The sequence below is a fragment of the Cupriavidus sp. 05L310 genome (assembly GCF_056398185.1).
This window is the reverse complement of the sequence record NZ_JBFTOX010000042.1, coordinates 1-20,004: the sequence shown is the minus strand read 5'-3', so window position 1 is coordinate 20,004 and position 20,004 is coordinate 1. Positions and strand designations below refer to the sequence as shown.

Here is a 20,004-nt window from a genome sequence, read left to right as displayed (position 1 = left end):
TGATACATCTTAGAGGTACTAACCATGATCAACCCCTCCAAGGCTAAGATCAAGAAACCGCGGATCGCCATCGCGGGGGCAACAGGACGCGTTGGGGCTACATTGACGGCGTTGCTCGCCGCTGACCCAATCGACCTGATCGCGCTAACGCGCCAACCCAGCACAGCGCGACTGCCCGAAGGGGTGATCCCATTCAAGGTCGACTTCAAACGCGCCGACACGCTTGAGGAGACCCTACGCGGCATCGACCGGCTCTTCATCGCGCACGGCACCTCCCTCGAACAGGTCGCCAACGAAATCGCGTTGATCGATGCAGCAGTTGCATCAGGCGTTCGGCACATCGTCAAACTGTCCGCCCTTGGTCCCGCGACCCGACTTCTTCCCATCGCTTGGCACATGCAAATCGAAGCGCATTTGGCGCAGCAGCCGATCGCATCTACCGTCTTGCGCCCTAGCACTTTCAGCCATGTGCTCAAGCGTCTGGGGCCACACATCGCCGCCGGTTCCTGGGCCGGCGCAGCGGGTAACGGGCGTGTGAACTTCATCGATACCCGCGACGTTGCTGAAGTGGCCCGCATTGCATTGCTCGAGGAAATCGAGCCGGCGTCGCAACGTGCGTACCACCTGTCTGGTCCACGTGCGTGGACCATGAACCAGGTGGCAGAGGAGTTGGCCCGCCTACTTGGACATCCGGTTACTTACGTCGAACGTTCGCCTGCCGAGCAGAGAGAGGCTCTGCTCGGCGCCGGACTTGCTCCGCTCGTAGCCGATCTTTTGGTTGGACTCGACCAAATGTTCCGGGAGTCTGTGATCGCCGAAACGACCTCAACGGTCGAGGAACTGACCGGAAAGGCCCCACGTTCGTTAACGGAATGGTTGACCGACAACCTAGACGTATTTCGAGCATGAGCTCTCCATCGGTTGGTGTCCCAGGAAGCGGGTTAGGTATTGTGCCGCGCGGCGGCCATTTCGTTCTGGGTGACCACCGTGAAGTCTGGATTAGTTTGATGTGCGATCCACCGAACTTTGTCCTTGAAGGAAATCACGATGACCAACGCCACTACGGCACCCCGGGGCCGCTTAACGCATCGCAGCCCTGCGGAAATCGGATGGCGTGACGCCGGTCGCCTTCTTAAATGCGGTGCTGAAGTGCTGAGCGTGGCTGAAGCCGCAATCCAGGGCGACTTCAGTTGCGGTGCGACGAGGATCCAAGAGGAACTCTTTGGCCCGCTCGAGACGCAAACCGTACACAAAGCGTAAAGGCGTCTGCCCGGCACTTTCGCGAAAAGCCCGGATGAAATGTCGGGGACTGACACCGGCAACTTGCGCCAAGCCCTTGATTGTGAACGGCCGCGACAAGTCGGCCTCGATGTAGTCGATAACGCGCCGCAAGCTGCTTGGTGCGAGGCCACCGCACGGCCGAATGGCGGCTCTCTGGCTGCCGTCGACCCGCGCCAGGAGGGCGAGTGCTTGCATTGCCCAGCCTTCGGCGAACAACCCGTAAAGGCTGTCTGCATTGCGCGCCTCACGGCATAGGACCGAAAGGCCACGTTGCAGATCTTCGTTGCCAAAGGCAATCAACGGCCGATTGAAGTGGCAGCCGGCTTCGGAGGCAATGGCCGGGTCAAGGAAGACCACCGTGTAGTCGAAGCACGGGGCTACGTCGAACTCTCCTTCGACTGAAATCGAGGCCGGGAACAGCGCAAGGTTTGTTCCTTGTGTTATTCCCGAGTGGATGCGGCGGCCGTCGAGTTGCAGATGCAACTCTTTAAGGCCGTTACGAAACCAGAACAGCGCGAGCCGCGGTTGACGAAAACGCCAAGAGATGGGCCCGGTCGCCCGACGCGCGAGGACTTCAACATGGGTGGTGCGCGAGTCAACAATGGTGCCGGATATGAGTTCGCCCCCAACCTCGCGGTATTCAGCTTGTGAGTCAAGGTGACCATGCATTGCTTACCTCCACTTCGACCTTGCGTCCAGCCTCATTGTGCGCGCGGCCGATTGACCTCGCAAGCGAATCAGTCGCTGGTGAATACCCCTTATGGAGAGGGTCGCTGACGCATGGACGTCAACCGCGTTCGCTTTGCCCCCGCGCATCGTGCATCTTGGCTCGACTCGTGCTGGTCTGAAGCAATAGCGATGCGATGAGCCAAGACAACGGGCCCGCGAGGGGCCCGGCATCAAGCACAGTAGATCGGCGATTTAGGTCTAGCCGACGGCGTCGCCACATCTCGGTGAAAGGCACTCCTGGCCGATTGCAGCGTCGGCCGCACCGGCGCGCCTGATCTCGGCGCTCAGCCCCATGGACCTCGCAACGCGATTTGCTTGGCAAAAAACGCCGCCCCTGTTCCTTCTCTCAGAACTTGACGTTCCCAATGCCCTTCAATTGCAAGATTTCCCGGGCTTCGTTCGGGCTGGCGATTTCGAGTCCAAGCCCCTCGATAATCTGGCGCGCCTGCCGCACCTGTGCGGCGTTGCTCTCGGCCAGAGTGCCCCGTCCAAGCCACAGGCTGTCTTCCAATCCGACGCGCACATTGCCGCCCATACTGGCAGACATTCCTGCAAGGCGAAGCTGATCTTTGCCTGCCCCCAACACCGACCAGTGATAGTCATTGCCGAACAGCCGGTCGGCCGTCCGCTTCATGTGCAACACGTCGTCAGGATGCGTGCCGATACCTCCCAGGATGCCGAACACGGTCTGAACAAAGAACGGCGCCTTGACCAGACCACGCTCGACGAAGTGCGCCAAGTTGTAGAGGTGGCTCACGTCGTAGCACTCGAATTCGAAGCGCGTGTCATTGGCGGCACATTGCGCTAGGGCGTATTCAATATCCTTAAAGGTGTTTCGGAAAATCAGGTCACGACTGGCTTCGAGCGCTTCGCGCTCCCAGGCATGCTTAAATTCCTTGAAACGCGCCAGCATTGGGAACAGCGCGAAGTTCATCGAGCCCATATTGAGTGAAGCCAACTCGGGCGCAAAGCGCATTGACGGCTGAATGCGCTCCTCGATCGTCATGTAGGGCGAGCCGCCACTTGTGATATTTAACACTGCATCGGTGCGTGCCTTGATTTGCGGCAAGAATCGGCCAAATGCATCGGGGCTCTGGTCCGGCTTGCCTGTGACAGGATCGCGTGCATGAAGGTGAATGATCGCGGCGCCCGCTTCGGCCGCGCCGACCGAGGCTTCAGTGATTTCTTCCGGTGTGACCGGTAGATACCGTGACATTGAGGGCGTATGAATCGCACCGGTGACAGCACATGTGATGATGACTTTGCTCATAATATGAATCAGGAAGTCCGCATCAGGCGGCATCCGCTGTTGCCAGCTTAGGGCGGGTTGACTTCATTGACTTATCTTCTCCTATCTTCGGTATGAGGTTCGGGATGCGGCGGGGCCGATACCTCGCCCCGGGTAGTCCGAGCATGGCGCTCGCTGACTGAATCTAACGGCACGGGGCAAGCGCTCTTCGAGCCTCATGGCTGGCGAACCGCCGGGCGTTAGATTCACGACTCAGTTGGAGCGCGCCCGGACCGCTGGGGGATCGGCTTGAATCGCTCGGTAGTGCGGTCCGGCTGGCAGGCTCTGGGTCGCCGGCCTGCAGATGCACGATGGCCGCATCTCACACGCGAGGGGCTTCGGGCAGGCGTTCACCGCCGCGCACGACGTATTTGGCGGGATACAGTGTGACGAGAACCTCGACTTCGTCCTCCGTTGCCCCCGTGCACGCGCTCCAGATCGAGCTCACTTTTTTGGCCAGCGATAGTATGGCGCCGTCGCTGCGCCCATCACGTATGTGGCAGAAGATGAGCGTTTCGGAAGTGGGCTCTCCCGAACGGTAGAGGTTGTCGGGCGTGGCTTCATGGAATACGACGCTAATCAAGTCGAGCGGCGAAAGGATGATCTCCCTGATCGCGCTCGTGAACTCGCTGGCAATCTTGGCCTTGACGCCAGCTTCGATTCCGACCTTGCATTCGCAAACAATGATAGGCATGTTATGTCTCCGTGAAGTTAGGGCTGCTGAGGCCTCAGTCTCTCGGAACGTCGCCGCCGGTGATTGCAACGGGGCGCCACCACTTGCTTGGAAATGCCATGACATGGCGTCGTGCCGCCGGTCCTCCGCTAGACGCCCGGGCGCTGCAGGAGCGGCTGACGGCAGCTTTGGCACAAGCTGGCGGCCTGTTGTGAGGAATCGGAATTCACCGGACTGCGTTTTTCGAAAAATCAATGACTTAACAGTTGTCCATCGGGCATGCCCCACCCCGAAGGATGAAGCGGGTCGAACTGCTCCGCTTGGAGGACGGCACCCATTGCGAGGAAGCCAGCAGCCTGGCCGAACGCAAGCTCAACGGCGTGCGCGCAAAGCTGGCCGACCTGCGACGCATGGAGACCGTGCTGTGCGAGCTGGTGTGCGCCTGCCATGCCCGCCAGGGCAACGTATCCTGCCCGCTGATCGCATCGCTGCAATCGGGAAAAGTGTGCCAAAGGGCGTAGTGGACGCGGCTACGCTGCTCCAGCTCGTTCCGGCTTCTGTTCTGCCGCTTTGTCGCAGCCGGCTACATGCGCCGTCTCGACGGGCAAGCGACCTGGCCGAGTTAGACATCGTCGCGGGGGCGCAGCGGCTCTAGTGGACGCAGCGCTTGCACGGCGCGCTTGAGCAGCACGATCCAGTCGTCCAGTTCTTCTATGATGGCCTCGGCTTGGTCCACGATGGTCGGACCAGTGGTTGGATACGACAATGCGGCGCCGTTTAGAGTATGTGCCATGCCGTGCAAGCGCAGCAGATCGTCGCGCAGCCCGGCTGGCTCACAGCAACGCGCGCGGATCGCATCGAGTTGCTCCACCACGCGCAGGATGGTGGTCGTGTCGAACGTGTCTCGAAGCGCTTGCAACGCCTCGGCGTCGACCCTGCCGTAAGGGGTATCGGTGTCAGGCATGGCGAGGCTTGCGGACGGTATGGGCGGGAGCGGCGAAGAGGCTATCGCGAATCCAGGCTTCCGGCACCCGCTCCAGGTTGAGTTTATAGTCGCCGAAGCGCTTGATGTTGCTGGTCAGGTAGGGACTCAGGAAGCCGATCGGCCACGTCGATCTTGATCCCTTCCTTCACCATCGCGCGCAGGGCCTGCATCATGTCCGCCGTGTTCTGCAGAATCAAGGCCGAGGCGATCAGGTCGTTGTAGCGCAGGCGCTTCTGCTGTTCGTCGGGGTCGTTTTCGGCCAGCACGTCACCGCCGAACGCGAACCATTTGGCAAAGCCATTGTAGGACTCGATCTTGTTGGTGGTGGCGGTGATCTCCTGGCGTAGTTCGCGGCTGCCAATCCATTCGAGCAGGAACGCCGTGCGCACGCACCTTGCCGAGTTCCTGCGCCGCCAGAAACAGGCGATTGCGGCGGCTTTCCGAGCCGAACCGGCGCAGCAGGAGCGGCGAGGAGATTGTTCCGGCCTGGATCGATAGCGCTACCTGCATCAGGTCCTGCCAGTGGAAGGCGATCAGTTCCCAGTCCACGGTGTCCGAGAACAGCCGGTCGATGTGCTTGTATTTGGTGTTGGTATCGGCACGGTAAAGCTTCAGATCCTGCCAGTTGCGCATGCGCGGCATCAGGTTGATGCCCAGCAGATGCGTGAAGGCGAATACTGCCGCCGACTGGCCCTGGGTGTCGGCGTGCACAGTATCGGCCTCGACGCTCAAGCCGGCCTTGAGCAGACCCTCGATCACGTAGATGGCTTCCCATACACCGGGCGGAATGAAATGCTGGAACACCGCGATGTAGTTGTCGGCCACGTGCCGGTAGGCCACCGCGCCCATCTTGCGGTAGCGGAAGTGGTAGCCGGCCAGCAGATTGTTGTCGTAGAAGTCGTACTGGGTGCCGTCAGCCGCGACGGTCTTGCCATCCCCCAAGTGCTTGGGTAGGTCGAGCCGCAGATACAGGCCGATCAATTCCCGCTGCGATGTCTCGAGGCGCTCCAGGCTCAGATGCCGGCGGTTGACGAACGACATCATGTGCGGCGTGACCCGATCCCCCATATGGCGGGCGGCCTGGGTGGGCCCCAGGTTGCAGCCCATGGCGAAGATGGTCAGCAGGTAGCGCTCGGCCGCATTGCGGATCTTGGGATCGCTGGCGGAGAGCGGCCCAAAGTACCGGGTGAAGTGGGTCCAGTGCTCGATATTGGCCAGCACGTCCAGCAGATTGCGCGTCGGCATGCGCCGGATCAGCGCCTGTTGCAGGGCGATCACGCTGGCCGGGATCTCCCTGGCGATTGTCCGCTTGAGCACGGGTTCGCCGTCCTGCCCGATGGTGACGTGCTGGCGCTTGTCGGGAAAACTGGCATTCAGCGTACGCGCCGTGTCGGTCAGCCATTGGTGTAGATGCGCCACGAATCCCTGTGCGTTGGCCGGCATATCCAGCTTGGCGCAGTATTCGGGCAGGCGCCGTTCGCATTCGCGCCAGGGCAGCAGGTGCGCACGGTAGTCGGCAAAGGCATCCGACCCCACCACGCACGAGTCGCCGGAACGCAGCTCGTTGACCATATGCGAGAGCACGCAGAGTTCCAGGTACCGCCGGTTGGTGGGGGCGCCCTAGTCGTGGGGGCGGCGCACCAGCTTGCGCCATCGTTCCGAGGCGAAGCTCACATCGACGTCGGCGGCGATCCATTCGCGATGCAGAGATGCATTGTCCAGCACCACCGCAAGTGCCGCCAGCAGCGTGCGCGACTGGCTGGTCGACTCCCATTCCAGCACCTGGGCCAGGCGCAGCATCACGGAGCGGTGCGCGCGGAAATGCCGCCATAGCAGCGGTAGGTAGTTGTTACCGCTGAAGGCCCGCACCTCGGCGCAGCTCTCGCGCAGCTGCTCCAGATCGCCGGACGGCGCGAGGAAGCGGCGCACCTGGCGGCAGATCAGCGCGTCGTCCTGGCCGTCGGCGACGATATCCACTACGCCGTCGAGCAAGGTGACCAGCTTCTCCATCTGCGCGCGCTGACGGGACTGGATGCGCTCCATCTCGTCGCGCGCCCGCTTGTGGATGGCGCCCATGCGACGGATGAACATCTCCGCGAGATCGTCGCGGGTGCGCACGCGCATATGGTTGAGCGAGGCGACGATCAGCGTGTAGCGCTTCTCAGGCAGGATCTCCCGTAGATTGGCCGCGTCCAGGCTCATGGCCTGGCTGGCCAGCGAGCGCAGCTTCGAGGCTGGCACGCCTGCGATCGCGCAAGAGAAATCGCCAAGACCGTCGAGTAAGGTCAGGTGTTCTATGAGTAGGCTGAGATGCTTGCGTGATGGACGGCGCGCGTGGCGCTTGATGTTGTTGTAGGCGGTCAGGCGGTTGGTGAATTCCCGGGTCGGAAGCCGGTCCAGCCGCTGCCGTTCCTCATCCGACAAGCGCCTTGCGAAACATCGAAACAGCGCGGACTGCCTGCGAGTCTGAATCTGCTCGGCAATGTTGTCTAGGGTGGAGAACGCTGGCAGCTCCACCTGGTGCAGGATCAGCGCATCGATGGTGGGCGTTGATGATGTCCACCTGCTGGTCCATCGTTTCCGCGGCTTCGCGCGCGGAGCGAATCGTGACCTTGTTGGCATCGGTGCCAATATACGCCTGGGCGCCTAGAAATTCGCGCACCGCCGTGTAATGCCGGTACAGCGTGGGGGACAGCTTGCGGTCATAGCCAAACGCGGCATCTGGCGCCAGACCAGCGCTGGCGCGCACGTGGTCGATCACGACGACGGCAATGCTGTCCAGGTTGGGGAAGTAATGCAGTTACTGAAAGACCTTCAGCAGCACCAGCAAGCCAAGTCGCGGACCTTGTCCACGGGTTGAGCGGGTGACCCACTCCAGTTCCTCGGCATCCAGCGTATAGCACGCCTGTAGCTCCTTGGTGGAGAAAACCTTCGGGAAACGCGGGTAGGCGGTACGCTCGACGGTAGCCATACAGGATCTCGGCAATCTCTGAAGGGCCAGCCAGTCTAGCCGAGGACGGTGGCAAAATTCCACCCTGGAAGGCGCCTTGATCCACTCGAGGTGCGTTGCAGAGCCGTCAGCCCGTGGACTGCGGACAGATTCCATGCAGTGCTGCAGCGTGGCCGCCGGCACTGCGCGGTTGACCGCTGCGAGCATTTGCGCCTTGTAGGCGGAAAATGCATGCCGTGCCATGTCGGTGATCTGGCGTTGGCCGGGAATGAGGCGGCACCGATCGTAGAGCCATCGCTGAGCGGTGGTGACAAGTTCATCCACGTGTGCCGCTGCGGCGGCTTGTACGCGGAGCATTTCCAGCAAAGCGGCCTGGCTGGTGATTCCTTGACCCATTGCTGATGCTCGTACAACGTCGGGCGTCGTTGGTACAGCGTGTTCAGGCTGGCGATCGACAGCAACGGCGCGGAGAAAGCTTCGCACACGTACTGAAGGAGATTGCGCGGAACGGCAGCAAACCGGTCCAACGGCCGACCGAAGGCCCGGAGGCAAACGAGCTGTAGGCCGACCGCGGCGCATCTTTCTGGCCGAAACCGCTCCCGTATTGCCGCGATGTCAGCACTAGTGAGCTGAAAAAATTGCCGCAGGTCAAATTCTGTCAAGCGGGCAGGCAACGCTTCCCTCACTGCTAGCGGCCTCGTTGGCGGCCTGCCAGATCGATTGCGCAGCATTGGCGGCGATCGCCTTGAGCGCGCCCGGCAACTCGGGATGGTCGATGGTCACGCGCATCTTGCCGCTTAGTCAGCCCCCGTTTTGGCGCGGTCTCCATGTCGGACTCGATTCGCGGATACGCGGCGACGTCGCCACCGTTGCGAGGACAGTGCGCGCGACGACGGACTACCGCCTCGGCGCTTCCCGGGCGTCGCAAAGAAAGCTCAGGGTATCGTCATGCTTGATCCTGACGTGCCATTCTCCAACGCAGTATTTGGCGTCGGAGAACTTCTCCCGCCATCGGCGCGAGAGAGTCTCGATGCATGCACGCCCTTGCGGTGGCATCTGCGGCGCGGCGGCCATCTGTCGCAGCATCTGCAGATAACTGGGATCTCCCCAGCGGGGCGTGGCTGCGACGTGCGCGTTCCAGACAAGCACCACCAGTTTGTATGTCTCGCGCACCACGGCGATCGGCGTGTCTTCGGTAATGGCCTCGGACAGAAGCGGCTCGCCGAAGTCCAGAATCGTCTCGGAGATCTTGCGTTCGGCTTTGCCCGCGCTTGCTTGGTTCATTGTTTCGCTCCGCTTGATGCGCGACAGCGGTTCAATGCCGGGTCGCCGAGGCTGCAACTGGCAAGGACGACGTCGACGCCACGGTTGATGCCGATCCGGCCGCGCCAGAGGGTTTCCAGTTGTAGGGCGCCAATTCCTCGATCCAGTTAATCGGTTGAGGTCCGGAGGGGAGCACTGCGTCCGCTGCGCAGCAATTCTATTCTCCGGCCGCCTGACCTGATCCACCCGTAGACCCAGGAGCCTCTTCACGTCTCTTACTGCGACACCAATATACGAGGGGCGCCGTGGCGCCCTTTACCCTGTCAGCCCTTGACCGGGCAGTCGGGGTTCAAGCAAGCACTTCCAAACCATGCTTCTGGACGACTTGCAGCAACCTGGCTGCCATCCCGCTAGGCTGCTTCTGCCCGCTCTCCCATTTCTGAATGGTTGACGTACTTGTGTTCAGGTAGCGAGCAAAAATGGGCTGGCTCACTTTGACCGATTTGCGGATCTGAACGATGTCCTTAGCCTCGAAGTGTGGCGGTTCCTCCAGGCACAAGTCGTCATACTCGCGCATGGTTTTCTTGTCGATGGATTTCGCCTTCAGGAGGCCAGATGCGGCGCTGTGGATCGCCTCAAAGGCGTCGGTCTTGAATCGTTTAGCAGTCATGGCAAATCTCCAGTAGCTCCCCTTGATCGAGCAGTCCAGCGATCTGCGACGCGGAGGCCGCCGCGTAATCCTTGGAAAGCTTCTTGAACCCTTCCAGTTCCTTATCGCTAATGTTTCCCGGTCCTTCTTCGCGAACAAGTAGGTGAATATCCATCGCTTGCCGACCTTGTTGAGGACAATTGAGCGATGCCTGTTCTTGTTGAGCCGCTTCTTCCAAACGCCGCCGCCTAGATCATCGCCTTGGCTCAGCATCAGTTCCTGTGCAGCCTCACATAATTCAGCATCGTCGATTCCAGCCTTGCTTGCCGTCTTGCTGAACCAGGACGTTTTGAAGACACGCTGCGCAGGACTTTTCATGTAGCTGGCCAGAAATCAGATGAGAAAATCTAGCACTCGGTGCAATACTTTTCAATAAAGCACACGACAAGTACCGCATACCACACCGCCGCAGTCACCTCCTGAGAGCGTTACGCAGATCAGGTGCCCGTGATGTACCGTACAGCGTCTTCAGGCTGGCGATCGACAGCAACGGCGCGGAGAAAGCTTCGCACACGTACTGAAGGAGATTGCGCGGAACGGCAGCAAAACCGGTCCAACGGCCGACCGAAGGCCCGGAGGAAAACGAGCTGTAGGCCGACCGCGGCGCATCTTGCCAACGTAGCGATACGCAAATGCCGAAATCTGCACTTTCTGGGTGTCGTTCGGGACAAAACTGTACGACAAGTGCTCGGACGGCCGCAATAAGGTCAGGCGAATGGGCTGCAACCCACCCCCTCGGGGCTGACTATAACCGTATCAATCTGCAGGAAAAGGACGATTACCACAAATAGCACGCGCTCGCCGATCTTCACGCTAGGCGCGCAGACACGGCCATCGCCCAGGCGCTTGCCGGGACCGATGGCCAGGACTTCGCCCTGGTCCGGCATTTCGGCGGCAGTTTAGGGGATGACAATGCCGCCGGCCGTCTTGTGGTCTGCGTCTGGACGTCTGACGATGACGCGATCGTGTAGTGGACGGATGTTCATAGCCTTGCTCCTCATCCAATCACTGTGATCATGAGCTTGACGGGCCGACCAGTCCTGACACTGTTCGTGCTTGAAAGCCTTAACGCCGATGCCTGGATTCGCGGCACAAGCGTCACTGGCCCAGAAACCCGATTCTGGCGCTTCACTGAATGGGTGGCACGGCGCCAAGCTTTTCGGCCAGCATCCGCTCATACACGCCAAAGTGCATATCCACCTCCGTTTGACTTACCACGACGACGTCTATGTTGACCTGCTCGGGCGCTAGGCCGAACATTGTGGCCAATGCCACTTCCAGGTGGGGCGCTGCCTCCCTGTCTTTCGCGAAGGTCGTGCCGACACTGATCACATAGGCCTTCTCGCCCTCTGCGGTGACCTCGACCAAGCGGGCCCCCGCGCTCAGGTTGTTCTCAATGGCCATTTTGGCCAGCTCCGCCACACTCCGCGTTCGCTCGGTAGGGAAGCCGCGCGCGCACTTGAGCTGTACCCGATGCTTGCCCAGCGTCAGCCACTCAGAATTGAACTCCATGGAAGTCTCCATCCGACAGTACATTGCCGCCAAAATAGGGGCGAGTCCGGCGATTTCAAGAACGCAACGTCGCGCCTTGCTTCGCCGCTGCAATGAGCCCCATTGGAAGCCCGTAGCGTGCAGCCGCAAGCACCGCGCGCGCCAAAGGGGCTGCGCCCGCCTCTGGCGTTCCGCGTCAGCCGCCCCCTTCCACGGCCGCCAGGATTGCCCGCCTGCGTGGAGCACGCTTCGCGCAAATACATACGATTCCTCAGGATTGCAGACATCATCTCACTTCACTTCGATCGTCCTTACGGCAGAGCGCGACGACCCGGTCTTGGGGAGGCGTAGTGTCAACAGTCCTTTTTCGAATTTCGCGTCAACGTGATCCACGTCGACACCATCCGGCAGAGGAATACTGCGCATGAATGCGCCGTACGCTCGCTCCAGGCGGTAGCAGCCGTTTTCTTCGCTCCGAATGTCCTGCTTCTTCTCGCCCCGCAACACCAGCGCGCCATCCTCGATGGTGGTCTGGAGGTCTTCGCGGTCCATGCCCGGCAACTCAGCTGTGATTCTCAGGGCAGTGCCATCGTCGACCACATCGATCCGAGGTTGGAAGCGAGACGAACTAAAGTCGCCGAACCATCGATCCAAACCACCGAAGCTCGCGAACGGTTCGTGCAGGAATTCTCCCATCGCTCGCCAGGGATCGCTAGAAAACAGTCGCGCAACGTCAGGCCAGTCGGGCGTGCCGTGCCTCGGCGCGGGCACGTTGGACGCATCCCCCATCGGTTGTTTGTCACTTGTCGTCTTCCGCAGGAACTTGAAGGGGTTCCATTTGCCCAGTTCCGTTTTCATCCTACCCTCCTGCCGAATGCTCAGTTGATGGGTACGAATGACCGCCGGCAACGACCGGTCGCGCCCGGCCACCGGCGACGCCGCAAGACCCAACCCTGGTGGTGAGGCCGCCGATACGGTCATCCGCGTCTTCTAAGGGCCGACGGTGGCGCCCACCCGGACGCCACCCTGCCGTTTCGACCCCGTGAATGGCACGACAGAGCTTACCCGACGCTAACCGCGATGCGACGTGGCCGTGCCTCGTCTCGGCGCGGGATCGTCAGCTTCAACACGCCATCCTGCAAGTGCGCGTCTATCTTCGACGTATCGAACTCTGGACTCAAGGCGAACGCGCGGGCGAAGTGCGGCTCGCGAATTTCCGCGTGTTGCACTCGCAGGTTGGCCGGGGTCGGCACCACGGCTTCCGCCTCGATGTTCAGGGTGCCATCATGGACACTCACATTGAGTCTGTCCTTGGTGACCCCCGGCAGATCCGCCCAAAGGGTGACGCCGTTGCTGTCCTCGAAGATGTCAACAGCGGGAAGCAGCGTGATCTTGCGCGTTGGCCTCTCTTCCTGGCGTTGCGCCACCGCGCCTTGGCCGCGCTCAACCACTTGGGTAGTGTCGCTCATGGCATTCTCCTCACGTTACTGGACAGTGACCGACCGAGGCTTCGAGGATTCGTGCTTGCCGATGCTGATCGACAGGCAGCCGTTGGCGTAGTGCGCCTGTACCTTGTCGGGGTCAGCATTCTGTGGCAGTTCGACGATGCGCCGGAAGGGGCCGACGAATCGCTCCTGCGCGTACGGCCGTACCTCGGCGTCATTCTCCGAGTGCGCGGCTTCGCGTTCGCCGCTGATCGTCAGCAAGCCCTTGTCGATCGACACCTCAAGCTTGTCTTGCTTGATGCCAGGAGCGAATGCGACGATTTCGATCGAATCTTCCGTGGTGCCAACGTTGACGGCAGGGAACGCGCCGGATCGCTCGGAGCGGATGCTGGACGGGAAACCGCCGAACAAGCTCGCCATCTGGCGCTGCAGGCGGTCGAACTCGCTGAAGAGGTCGGTCCCGAAAAAGAGATCACTCATGATCGTATCCTCCTTTGATGCAGCAAGGAGGCGAACGGGCCTATGCGCTCCCACTCGCCTGCCAAACTGCTGGCAAACAAACAGAAACACGCAGCGCGCAACATCGCGGCTGCCTGGGCGAAATTAAATTAGGCAATCTGTCGCCGGTTTTCAAGGGGGCGGCATTCAATTTCCTCTTGAAGGAGTCTTGGCCGCGCCTATCTCCCGAATGCGAGGACTTGGCGCAAATGGGCGAACGAATTTCGGCTCGGCGTGCAAGGCATCTTGCGCACAAGCACTGCCATTTTGTGCTTTTGGGGGCACAACGCCTTTGGGGCTCGTAACGGAACCATGTGAAACGCGGTGGCCGAAACCACGACGCCATGCGGCATGGGCCATCCGGATTCTCCAGTTCGTCTCCCACCGCTCAAGGAATGGACGCGTCGCCAAAGCGGCGGGGTCAATCCCCGCAGGCGGATTCGCAACTGGAAAACGGAGATCGCTTGCGGGGGAGGGGCGTGTACACACTGTAGGTGTCTCATTATCCTCTGAGGTAAGACTGACCGTAGCCCCCGCTTTGGCGCGGTCTCATCTGACACAAAAGGCCAGCAGGCGTCACCGAATCGCCCGCAGCCTCGCATTGACCGCATTCACATCAAAGCCAACTGGGTCGAATACGCCGCCAACCCACGACCGGAAGTCATTGTGCTGTTCGTGGGTCTTGTCCCGAAGCGCTGCAAGGAATTCCGCATATCCGTGTGGCCCGCCAACGTCTTCCGGAGGGCAAGCGTTTTCGCCAGCCAGGCAAACCGGTAGAGCCAGGGCCAAGTCCGGGTAGCCAACTGAATGCGGATCCAGGTAATCGCTTCGGCGCGCTCGATTTCGATCGACATCATTTTAGGTGCACAGATTTGAGGAAGCTGCGGAGCAGGATCCTGCGTTGTCGTCTCAAAGACCGTTAGGCCTCAACATTGGTCCGGCGGATCGCTGGTGTAACGCAACCCGCTCGCTTGGAGTTGGGAATCACGTGGTCACCCCGCCGCTCAAAAATTAATCAGACCCGAGGAGCCCGCCGGGCATCTGGTCCTCGCGCGATTTGTCCACAGGTTTATCCCATGGCGCGGTGGACAAATCCTACTGCCGCCCACACCCCTCAGGCCGGCCCCGGCTTGAACTTGAACGTGAACTTGGTTTTGGTCGCTGGCACCTGGCGCCTGGGGGTCGCCAGGCGGCGCGTCGCGGTGGTCTCGGCTTGCGCGCGCTCTGCCCGCCGCAGCGCCGCTTCCAGTTCGGCGCGCAGCCCTTCTTGTGCCGCCTGCCCTCGTCCGAGCGCCTGCTCTGCCTCCGCCAGTTGCCGGCTGAGCGTGTCGCGCCCGGCCTGCAACCGCGCCCGCTCCTCGGCACCGGCCACGGCGGCGTCTTGCGCCCTCGCCTGCACCGCCGCCAGCTCAGCGCGCAGGTCCGCGACCGCCTGCTCGGCCTTCTGGCGCAGCGTGCGCTCCTGGTCGATCTCGCGCAACGCGCGGCGCTCGGTGGCCTCGGCGCGTTCCTGCGTCACCGCGACCTGCGCGCGGGTGCGCTCCAGCTCCGTCGAGAATTGGGTACGCAACTCAACCAGTTGCCGCTCGAGCGCCTCGACCTGGCGGGTTCCTGCCTCGTGACGCGCCTGCGCGGCCGCGTGGGCCTGGCGTTCGGCGTCCAGTTCCCCCTGCAGCGCCGCGCGCGCCTGCTGGGCGGCGTCGAAGTCGGCCTGTACGGCGGCTGTCTCCTGCTCGGCCATGGTCGGCGTGTGGCGCCGTGCCTGCCGCGGCGGACAGGACACGGCCCGCGAGTTTCCAGACCAGCGAGTCCGGCGCCAACATCGCTAGCGGGACAGTCGACGCCGCCTGAACGCACCATGCCAGGGCATCATCAATCGATGACCAAGCCGGCGGGAAGCCCGCAAACACGGAGTTTGGCGGTCGGCCGGGCCACATCACCTCGACGTCCGGCGAAATCGCCCCAGACGCCACATCGGAGGCCAACTCAGGCCCCAACAGTTGATTGACCACGATCGCGAAAGTCGCCGCGCCCGCTCGGCGCCCTTGGCGGTGCTCTTCCCGAAGTACCTCGAACCTGTTGAATGCGGACTGGATGTCGCTGCGGATGATCGGTCGATTGCGCTTCTTGACCTGAATGTAAGTGCGGCCTTGCCCTGTATCGACCTCGATATCCTCGTCGCGCTCGATGACGACCTGCGTCGCGTTCAGGCGAGCGGCGGCGAGGAGACAGCCGACGGCATACAGGTGCTGGTACAGAAATCCGCCATGTACGGCCTCGATGCGAACCTCCTGGGCAGGGTCGAGGGTGGGAGGCGCGGAGTCAGCCATTCTTGAGGTCCTAATCAAAGCGAGAGCGGCGAGTGGCCGAGTGATGCGTGGGCGCTGGCGATTGGTGCCTTCGGCTCAATCAACGCAGCCCCCAAAGCGGAAGACAATGCCTTCCGTTCATCCTGCCTGGCCTGTATGTGCCGGCGACGCGCTCATCGTGGCAAGCAGCCTGACAAATACGAGCGCGGCCATGTTGGTGCTGGCATGCGGGCGTGCACAGTGCAACACGGCATCGATAGTGCCGCCTCGCCTGGACTTTGCCGGTTGCAACGGCCGGTATGTCACGCGTGCCGAGCGCATTTCCGCCGCCGAAGCGGGCACCAGCGCGGCGCCTAGCCCGGCCTCGACCAGAGCGAGTATCGTCGGGAGTACACTCTCCTGCTCGATGCGCGGCTGCACGCCGGCCGCATGATAGATCTTCTGGCTCAAGTCGCGAAAATAGGTTGAGCCGACGGCGCTGAATCCAACCATCGGAAGGCGATCAAGCGCCGCTGGCGCCACCGCAGTGTCAGCGGCGAGCGGATGCCCGAGCGGCAACGCCAGCAACATCGGCTCACGATCGGCTTCGAACGCATCGAAATCCGTTTCCACCGGCAGTGTGGACAGGCGAAGCAGCGCCACGTCGAGTTTGCCGGAGCGCAAGGCATCCCACTGCTCGGCTGACGTTGCCTCCGTGAAATCGAATGCCACGGCAGGATAAGCACTGCGGTAAGCAGACAGTATGCGTGGCAAGAGGCGGTACGCCGCGCTACTTGTAAATCCCAGCGAGATCCGTCCCGTCTCGCCGTGCGCTGCCCTGAGCACTGCCTGCTCGGCGGCGTCCGCATCGGCCAGCAATTGCCTTGCCCGGTCGAATAGCACCCTGCCCGCCTCCGTCAACTGGACCGACCGCGTCGTTCGCGCAAACAGGTCCGCACCAACGTTTGCTTCCAGTTGCCGGATTTGCTGGCTCAAAGGCGGTTGTGCCATATGGAGCCGCGCCGCGGCACGTCCGAAATGCAGCTCTTCGGCCACCACAACAAAGAGGCGCAGTGCGTGCAACGAGAGAGCCATTGATACATAAAAGTGAATGAATTCCTTGGAATATTATATTGGATCTATCGAATAGACCAGCATAAGATTGCCTTCGATGTCCCCGCTATTCTTGCCCAGAGGAACTCCAACATGAATCTCAAAGCCCTGTTCCGTACCCTGGCGGGAAGTATCGCCGCAGTGTGCTTCAGCGCCCTCCTGCCTTTCCCCGCCGTGGCACAACATTCGCAATACCCAGTCAAGCCGATCCATATGGTTGTACCGTTCGGCGCTGGTAGCGTGACCGACACCCTGGCGCGCATCATTGCGACCAGGCTCAGTGAGGCCTGGGGCCAGCCTGTCGTGGTTGACAACCGGGCGGGCGCCGACGGCAACATCGGCACAGGCTATGTTGCCGCTGCGGAGCGCGACGGCTACACGCTGCTCTTTGGCGCGGCCAGCACCAACGCGATTAACGCCAGCCTCCACACCAACCTCAAGTTCGACCCCCAACGCGACTTTGTGCCGGTAGTCAATGTAGCTAGCGTGCCCAATGTGCTTGTGGTTCCCCCTAGCGTTCCCGCGCGCTCAGTCAAGGAACTCCTGGCACTGCTGCACAAACAGCAATACAGCTATGCATCGGGAGGCGCCGGTGGCAGCCAGCACCTGTCGGCCGAATTGTTCAAGTCCATGTCGAAGACCGATATCCTTCACGTGCCTTACAAGGGCGGTGCCCCTGCGCTGACCGATCTGCTCGCCGGGCGCGTGCAAATGATGTTCTGCAACCTCCCGCTATGCCTGCCGCATATCCGCTCCGGCAAGCTCATTGCCCTCGGCGTGACCTCGGCGCGGAAATCGCCTCTGCTGCCCGACGTTCCCACGATTTCCGAGTCGGGCCTGCCCGGCTACGTAGTGGAAGGCTGGTTCGGCATGTTTGCGCCAGCCGGTGTGCCCAAACAAGTGGTCAGCCGCATCAATGCGGAAGTTGTCCGCATCCTGAAAGATCCCAAGACACGCGAGCAACTGCTGGCCCAGGGCGCGGAGCCCGTCGGCGATACGCCCGAAGCCTTTGCCGTCTTTGTCGGCAAGGAACATGATCGCTGGGCGGCTGTCATCCGCAATGCCGGCATCACTGTAAACTAAGACCATCCAGCTCATGCGCACCCCCAATCGTCTCACCGCCCTTGAGGCGGCCGCCCGGATCGAGCGAGGCAACCTTACCGCCGAAATACTGACGCGAGCCTGTCTCGATCGCATACAAGAGCGCGACGGCGCGGTGCACGCCTTCGTGGCGGTCGATGCCGATCTGGCTCTCTCCCAGGCGCGTGCGGCGGATCGTCGCCCCGGTGGCCTGCTGCGCGGCATTCCTGTCGCCGTCAAGGACATCATCGATACCGTCGGCTACGATACGGCCTATGGCTCGGCAGCGATCTATGCCGGGCATCGTCCTGCAGCAGACGCCGGCTGCGTTGCGTCGGCGCATGAGGCCGGTGCCGTCATACTTGGGAAGGTTGCCACCAGCGAATTCGCCACGCAGACGCCGAGCGCAACCCGTAACCCACTCGACCTGGCGCGCACGCCGGGCGGTTCTTCCAGCGGTTCCGCAGCCGCCGTCGCCGATTTCATGGTGCCCGTCGCGTTCGGTACGCAGACTACCGGGTCGATCACGCGCCCGGCGGCGTACTGCGGCGTTGTCGGCTACAAGCCGACTTTCGGCCTCATCAGTAGTGGGGGCGTGAAGACGCTCAGCCATACCCAGGACACGGTGGGCCTGCTGACCCGTACCGTCGCGGACGCCGCCTTCTTCTCCCTTGGCCTGGCGCAGACGCGCGTCACCGAACAACTGGGGTTGAGGCCACGCATTGGCGTATGCCTGTCGAGTCAGTGGCAGCATGCCAGCCCCGAAACGCACGACGCCCTCGACGCGATCGCCGCACGCGCCGAGCGGGCCGGCGCAAGCGTGCTGCGCTGCAGACTGCCGCAGGAATTGGAAGCCTTGATCGATCTGCAGAGCAGCATGTTCGCCTATGAGGCCCGGCAATCGCTCGCCCATGAGCGTACGCAACATCACGAGCAGCTCAGTGCGCGCCTGCAAACGCGCCTGGCCGGTGGGGAGACCGTGAGCACAGAGGCCTACCTGCAAATACGAAGCCGTATGCATGTAGGTACGCGACAAGCCGACGCCATGTTCGGCGATTTTGACGTGCTGCTCTACCCCGCCGCGGACGGCGAAGCCGAGCTAGGCCTGATGGACTCGGGCTCGCCACGTTTCGGCGCACTCTGGACAGCACTGCACCTGCCCACGATTTCATTGCGCATAGCTACTGGCCCCGCCGGGCTGCCAATTGGAGCCCAACTGATCGGACGCTATGCGGATGACGCACGCCTGCTCGCGGTTGCCAGCGTCCTAGCGCGCATTGCAGGCTACGATCAGTAAACGAAGGGAGTAGCGATAACACAGGCTTTTGCATACGGAAATCCAGCGCTTGACATGCCCACCTCCCTGGAGGATTGCGCCCCCCCGCCCGCACTGCCGAAACTTGATCCCTACTTGGCGGTTGCTTTGCCCTGATCAATCCCACGGCATCCTCGATGTCAATCCTAGTGCTACATCGGCGGGGAATTTGCCGCATCTGCGCGAGGACGCGTGCGCCGACGTCAACGGGCACGATGCGACGCACACCGTGCTCGGCATCCCGTCCGCTCCGATGCAAATCTAGCGGCTAGAGCCGACCTCCTGCACATCACCGCCCTTGAAGGAGACCGAGCCAAAGCGGGGGCTGACTAAGCGGCAATGCGGTGGTTTTCTGCTCTGGCGATGGAGGGATACCATCGTTCAATGTGCGATCGGATCTGGGCATTGAGCACGGCAGTCCGGATTTGTACCAGTGCGTGCGCGTGCCGTGGCCGCCAGGCCATCTGTTGGCGTTTGACGAACCGCTCTCCCACGCATGTCCGGGCAGCCAGTCTATGCCAGGATCTCTTGCAAGCGATTATTGGCGGTCCGGCGGTCGAAGCGCCGATCCAGCCACTGGCCGACCTCCTCGCGTAAATCTTCCAGCACGATTGGACGCTCGCGCAGCGACTCGAGCCAATCGAGGAACTCATACTCACTGCGTTCGTCCCTGGCCGCCATATAGCTCTCGATCCCGCCCATGTCCTCTGGCGGGCAAGGCCCGCAACCGGCCACGCAACGTGGCAGCCCGCCAGGATGTTGCCGCAGCCTACGCCGCTCCACCCGTATCTCGTGGCGCCACCACGCGTTGAAGTCATACACATAGACGAAGCCTTCGTGTTCGCGGAGACGAAACGCAGTCAGTGGCAGTTCGTTTGCCGCGGTGGAGAACTGCA

18 protein-coding genes and 6 pseudogenes are annotated in these 20,004 nt (G+C 61.8%); 5 read left to right on the top strand and 19 right to left on the bottom strand.

Going from position 1 to position 20,004, the window contains the following annotated elements:
* Positions 1 to 24 precede the first annotated feature (24 nt).
* Positions 25 to 909 carry an SDR family oxidoreductase gene (locus tag AC1DS6_RS27435; RefSeq protein WP_477103553.1) on the top strand — a complete coding sequence of 295 codons (885 nt, stop codon included), beginning with the start codon at positions 25 to 27 and terminating at the stop codon, positions 907 to 909.
* A 171-nt stretch (positions 910 to 1,080) separates the two neighbouring features.
* On the opposite strand, the gene AC1DS6_RS27430 is transcribed toward AC1DS6_RS27435, so the two are convergent.
* The 3 genes from AC1DS6_RS27430 to AC1DS6_RS27420 all read right to left on the bottom strand — a co-directional run bounded on the left by AC1DS6_RS27430 (position 1,081) and on the right by AC1DS6_RS27420 (position 3,992).
* Positions 1,081 to 1,950 carry an AraC family transcriptional regulator gene (locus AC1DS6_RS27430; protein WP_045243165.1) on the bottom strand — a complete coding sequence of 290 codons (870 nt, stop codon included), beginning with the start codon at positions 1,948 to 1,950 and terminating at the stop codon, positions 1,081 to 1,083.
* Between the two features lie 406 nt (positions 1,951 to 2,356).
* A complete protein-coding gene (kce, locus tag AC1DS6_RS27425; protein ID WP_045243166.1) occupies positions 2,357 to 3,280 on the bottom strand; it encodes a 3,5-dioxohexanoate:acetyl-CoA acetone transferase in 924 nt (307 codons plus the stop codon).
* A gap of 340 nt (positions 3,281 to 3,620) precedes the next feature.
* On the bottom strand, positions 3,621 to 3,992 hold the full coding sequence (locus AC1DS6_RS27420; RefSeq protein ID WP_045242993.1) for a tautomerase family protein: 372 nt from the start codon (positions 3,990 to 3,992) through the stop codon (positions 3,621 to 3,623).
* 287 nt (positions 3,993 to 4,279) lie between these two features.
* Here AC1DS6_RS27420 and AC1DS6_RS27415 point away from each other — a divergent pair.
* Positions 4,280 to 4,492: pseudogene (locus tag AC1DS6_RS27415) on the top strand (MerR family transcriptional regulator); the annotation flags it as partial.
* Between the two features lie 101 nt (positions 4,493 to 4,593).
* Here the strand turns inward: AC1DS6_RS27415 and tnpC are convergent.
* The 14 genes and pseudogenes from tnpC to AC1DS6_RS27345 all read right to left on the bottom strand — a co-directional run bounded on the left by tnpC (position 4,594) and on the right by AC1DS6_RS27345 (position 15,095).
* Positions 4,594 to 4,935, bottom strand: a complete 342-nt coding sequence (gene tnpC / locus AC1DS6_RS27410) for a Tn3 family transposase post-transcriptional regulator TnpC (protein ID WP_477103552.1) — start codon at positions 4,933 to 4,935, stop codon at positions 4,594 to 4,596.
* A pseudogene (locus AC1DS6_RS27405) lies at positions 4,928 to 7,927 on the bottom strand (Tn3 family transposase). The gene tnpC and the pseudogene AC1DS6_RS27405 overlap by 8 nt, the downstream one beginning before the upstream one ends.
* 63 nt (positions 7,928 to 7,990) lie before the next feature.
* A pseudogene (locus AC1DS6_RS27400) lies at positions 7,991 to 8,637 on the bottom strand (DUF4158 domain-containing protein); the annotation flags it as partial.
* Positions 8,588 to 8,707, bottom strand: a pseudogene (locus tag AC1DS6_RS27395) (DNA-binding protein); the annotation flags it as partial. The pseudogenes AC1DS6_RS27395 and AC1DS6_RS27400, both read right to left, overlap by 50 nt.
* Before the next feature lie 96 nt (positions 8,708 to 8,803).
* Positions 8,804 to 9,190 carry a hypothetical protein gene (locus AC1DS6_RS27390; protein ID WP_477103551.1) on the bottom strand — a complete coding sequence of 129 codons (387 nt, stop codon included), beginning with the start codon at positions 9,188 to 9,190 and terminating at the stop codon, positions 8,804 to 8,806.
* Positions 9,191 to 9,518: 328 nt separating this feature from the next.
* Complete coding sequence (locus tag AC1DS6_RS27385; protein WP_150992829.1) at positions 9,519 to 9,839, bottom strand: helix-turn-helix domain-containing protein; 321 nt, start codon at positions 9,837 to 9,839, stop codon at positions 9,519 to 9,521.
* Positions 9,829 to 10,196: pseudogene (locus tag AC1DS6_RS27380) on the bottom strand (type II toxin-antitoxin system RelE/ParE family toxin). Before AC1DS6_RS27380 ends, AC1DS6_RS27385 begins: the two are co-directional and overlap by 11 nt.
* 467 nt (positions 10,197 to 10,663) lie before the next feature.
* Positions 10,664 to 10,864: pseudogene (locus tag AC1DS6_RS27375) on the bottom strand (co-chaperone GroES); the annotation flags it as partial.
* A 142-nt stretch (positions 10,865 to 11,006) separates the two neighbouring features.
* Positions 11,007 to 11,390: a hypothetical protein gene (locus AC1DS6_RS27370; protein ID WP_477103550.1), complete on the bottom strand. Its 384-nt coding sequence runs from the start codon at positions 11,388 to 11,390 to the stop codon at positions 11,007 to 11,009.
* Between the two features lie 270 nt (positions 11,391 to 11,660).
* Positions 11,661 to 12,227: an Hsp20/alpha crystallin family protein gene (locus AC1DS6_RS27365; RefSeq protein WP_477103549.1), complete on the bottom strand. Its 567-nt coding sequence runs from the start codon at positions 12,225 to 12,227 to the stop codon at positions 11,661 to 11,663.
* 203 nt (positions 12,228 to 12,430) lie between these two features.
* Entirely contained in the window at positions 12,431 to 12,838 is a 408-nt protein-coding gene (locus AC1DS6_RS27360; protein ID WP_441635142.1) for an Hsp20/alpha crystallin family protein, read from the bottom strand.
* Between the two features lie 15 nt (positions 12,839 to 12,853).
* Positions 12,854 to 13,294 carry an Hsp20/alpha crystallin family protein gene (locus AC1DS6_RS27355; protein WP_441635140.1) on the bottom strand — a complete coding sequence of 147 codons (441 nt, stop codon included), beginning with the start codon at positions 13,292 to 13,294 and terminating at the stop codon, positions 12,854 to 12,856.
* 594 nt (positions 13,295 to 13,888) lie between these two features.
* Entirely contained in the window at positions 13,889 to 14,101 is a 213-nt protein-coding gene (locus tag AC1DS6_RS27350) for a plasmid pRiA4b ORF-3 family protein (RefSeq protein ID WP_477103548.1), read from the bottom strand.
* A gap of 325 nt (positions 14,102 to 14,426) precedes the next feature.
* A complete protein-coding gene (locus AC1DS6_RS27345) occupies positions 14,427 to 15,095 on the bottom strand; it encodes a hypothetical protein (protein ID WP_477103547.1) in 669 nt (222 codons plus the stop codon).
* Positions 15,096 to 15,312: 217 nt separating this feature from the next.
* Between AC1DS6_RS27345 and AC1DS6_RS27340 the strand changes: the two genes are divergently transcribed.
* The gene (locus tag AC1DS6_RS27340; RefSeq protein WP_477103546.1) at positions 15,313 to 15,648 is read left to right on the top strand and encodes a hypothetical protein; all 336 of its coding nucleotides are present in this window, start codon (positions 15,313 to 15,315) and stop codon (positions 15,646 to 15,648) included.
* A gap of 111 nt (positions 15,649 to 15,759) precedes the next feature.
* On the opposite strand, the gene AC1DS6_RS27335 is transcribed toward AC1DS6_RS27340, so the two are convergent.
* Positions 15,760 to 16,695 (bottom strand): LysR substrate-binding domain-containing protein, encoded by a 936-nt coding sequence (locus AC1DS6_RS27335; RefSeq protein WP_477103545.1) that lies wholly within the window; start codon positions 16,693 to 16,695, stop codon positions 15,760 to 15,762.
* 12 nt (positions 16,696 to 16,707) lie between these two features.
* Between AC1DS6_RS27335 and AC1DS6_RS27330 the strand changes: the two genes are divergently transcribed.
* Together AC1DS6_RS27330 and AC1DS6_RS27325 are read left to right on the top strand one after the other, a co-directional pair.
* Positions 16,708 to 17,796 carry a tripartite tricarboxylate transporter substrate binding protein gene (locus AC1DS6_RS27330; RefSeq protein WP_477103544.1) on the top strand — a complete coding sequence of 363 codons (1,089 nt, stop codon included), beginning with the start codon at positions 16,708 to 16,710 and terminating at the stop codon, positions 17,794 to 17,796.
* Between the two features lie 13 nt (positions 17,797 to 17,809).
* Entirely contained in the window at positions 17,810 to 19,090 is a 1,281-nt protein-coding gene (locus AC1DS6_RS27325; protein ID WP_477103543.1) for an amidase, read from the top strand.
* Positions 19,091 to 19,621: 531 nt separating this feature from the next.
* Here the strand turns inward: AC1DS6_RS27325 and AC1DS6_RS27320 are convergent.
* Positions 19,622 to 20,004: IS1096 element passenger TnpR family protein (locus tag AC1DS6_RS27320; RefSeq protein WP_477103542.1), on the bottom strand; the 383-nt coding region annotated here is incomplete at its 5' end.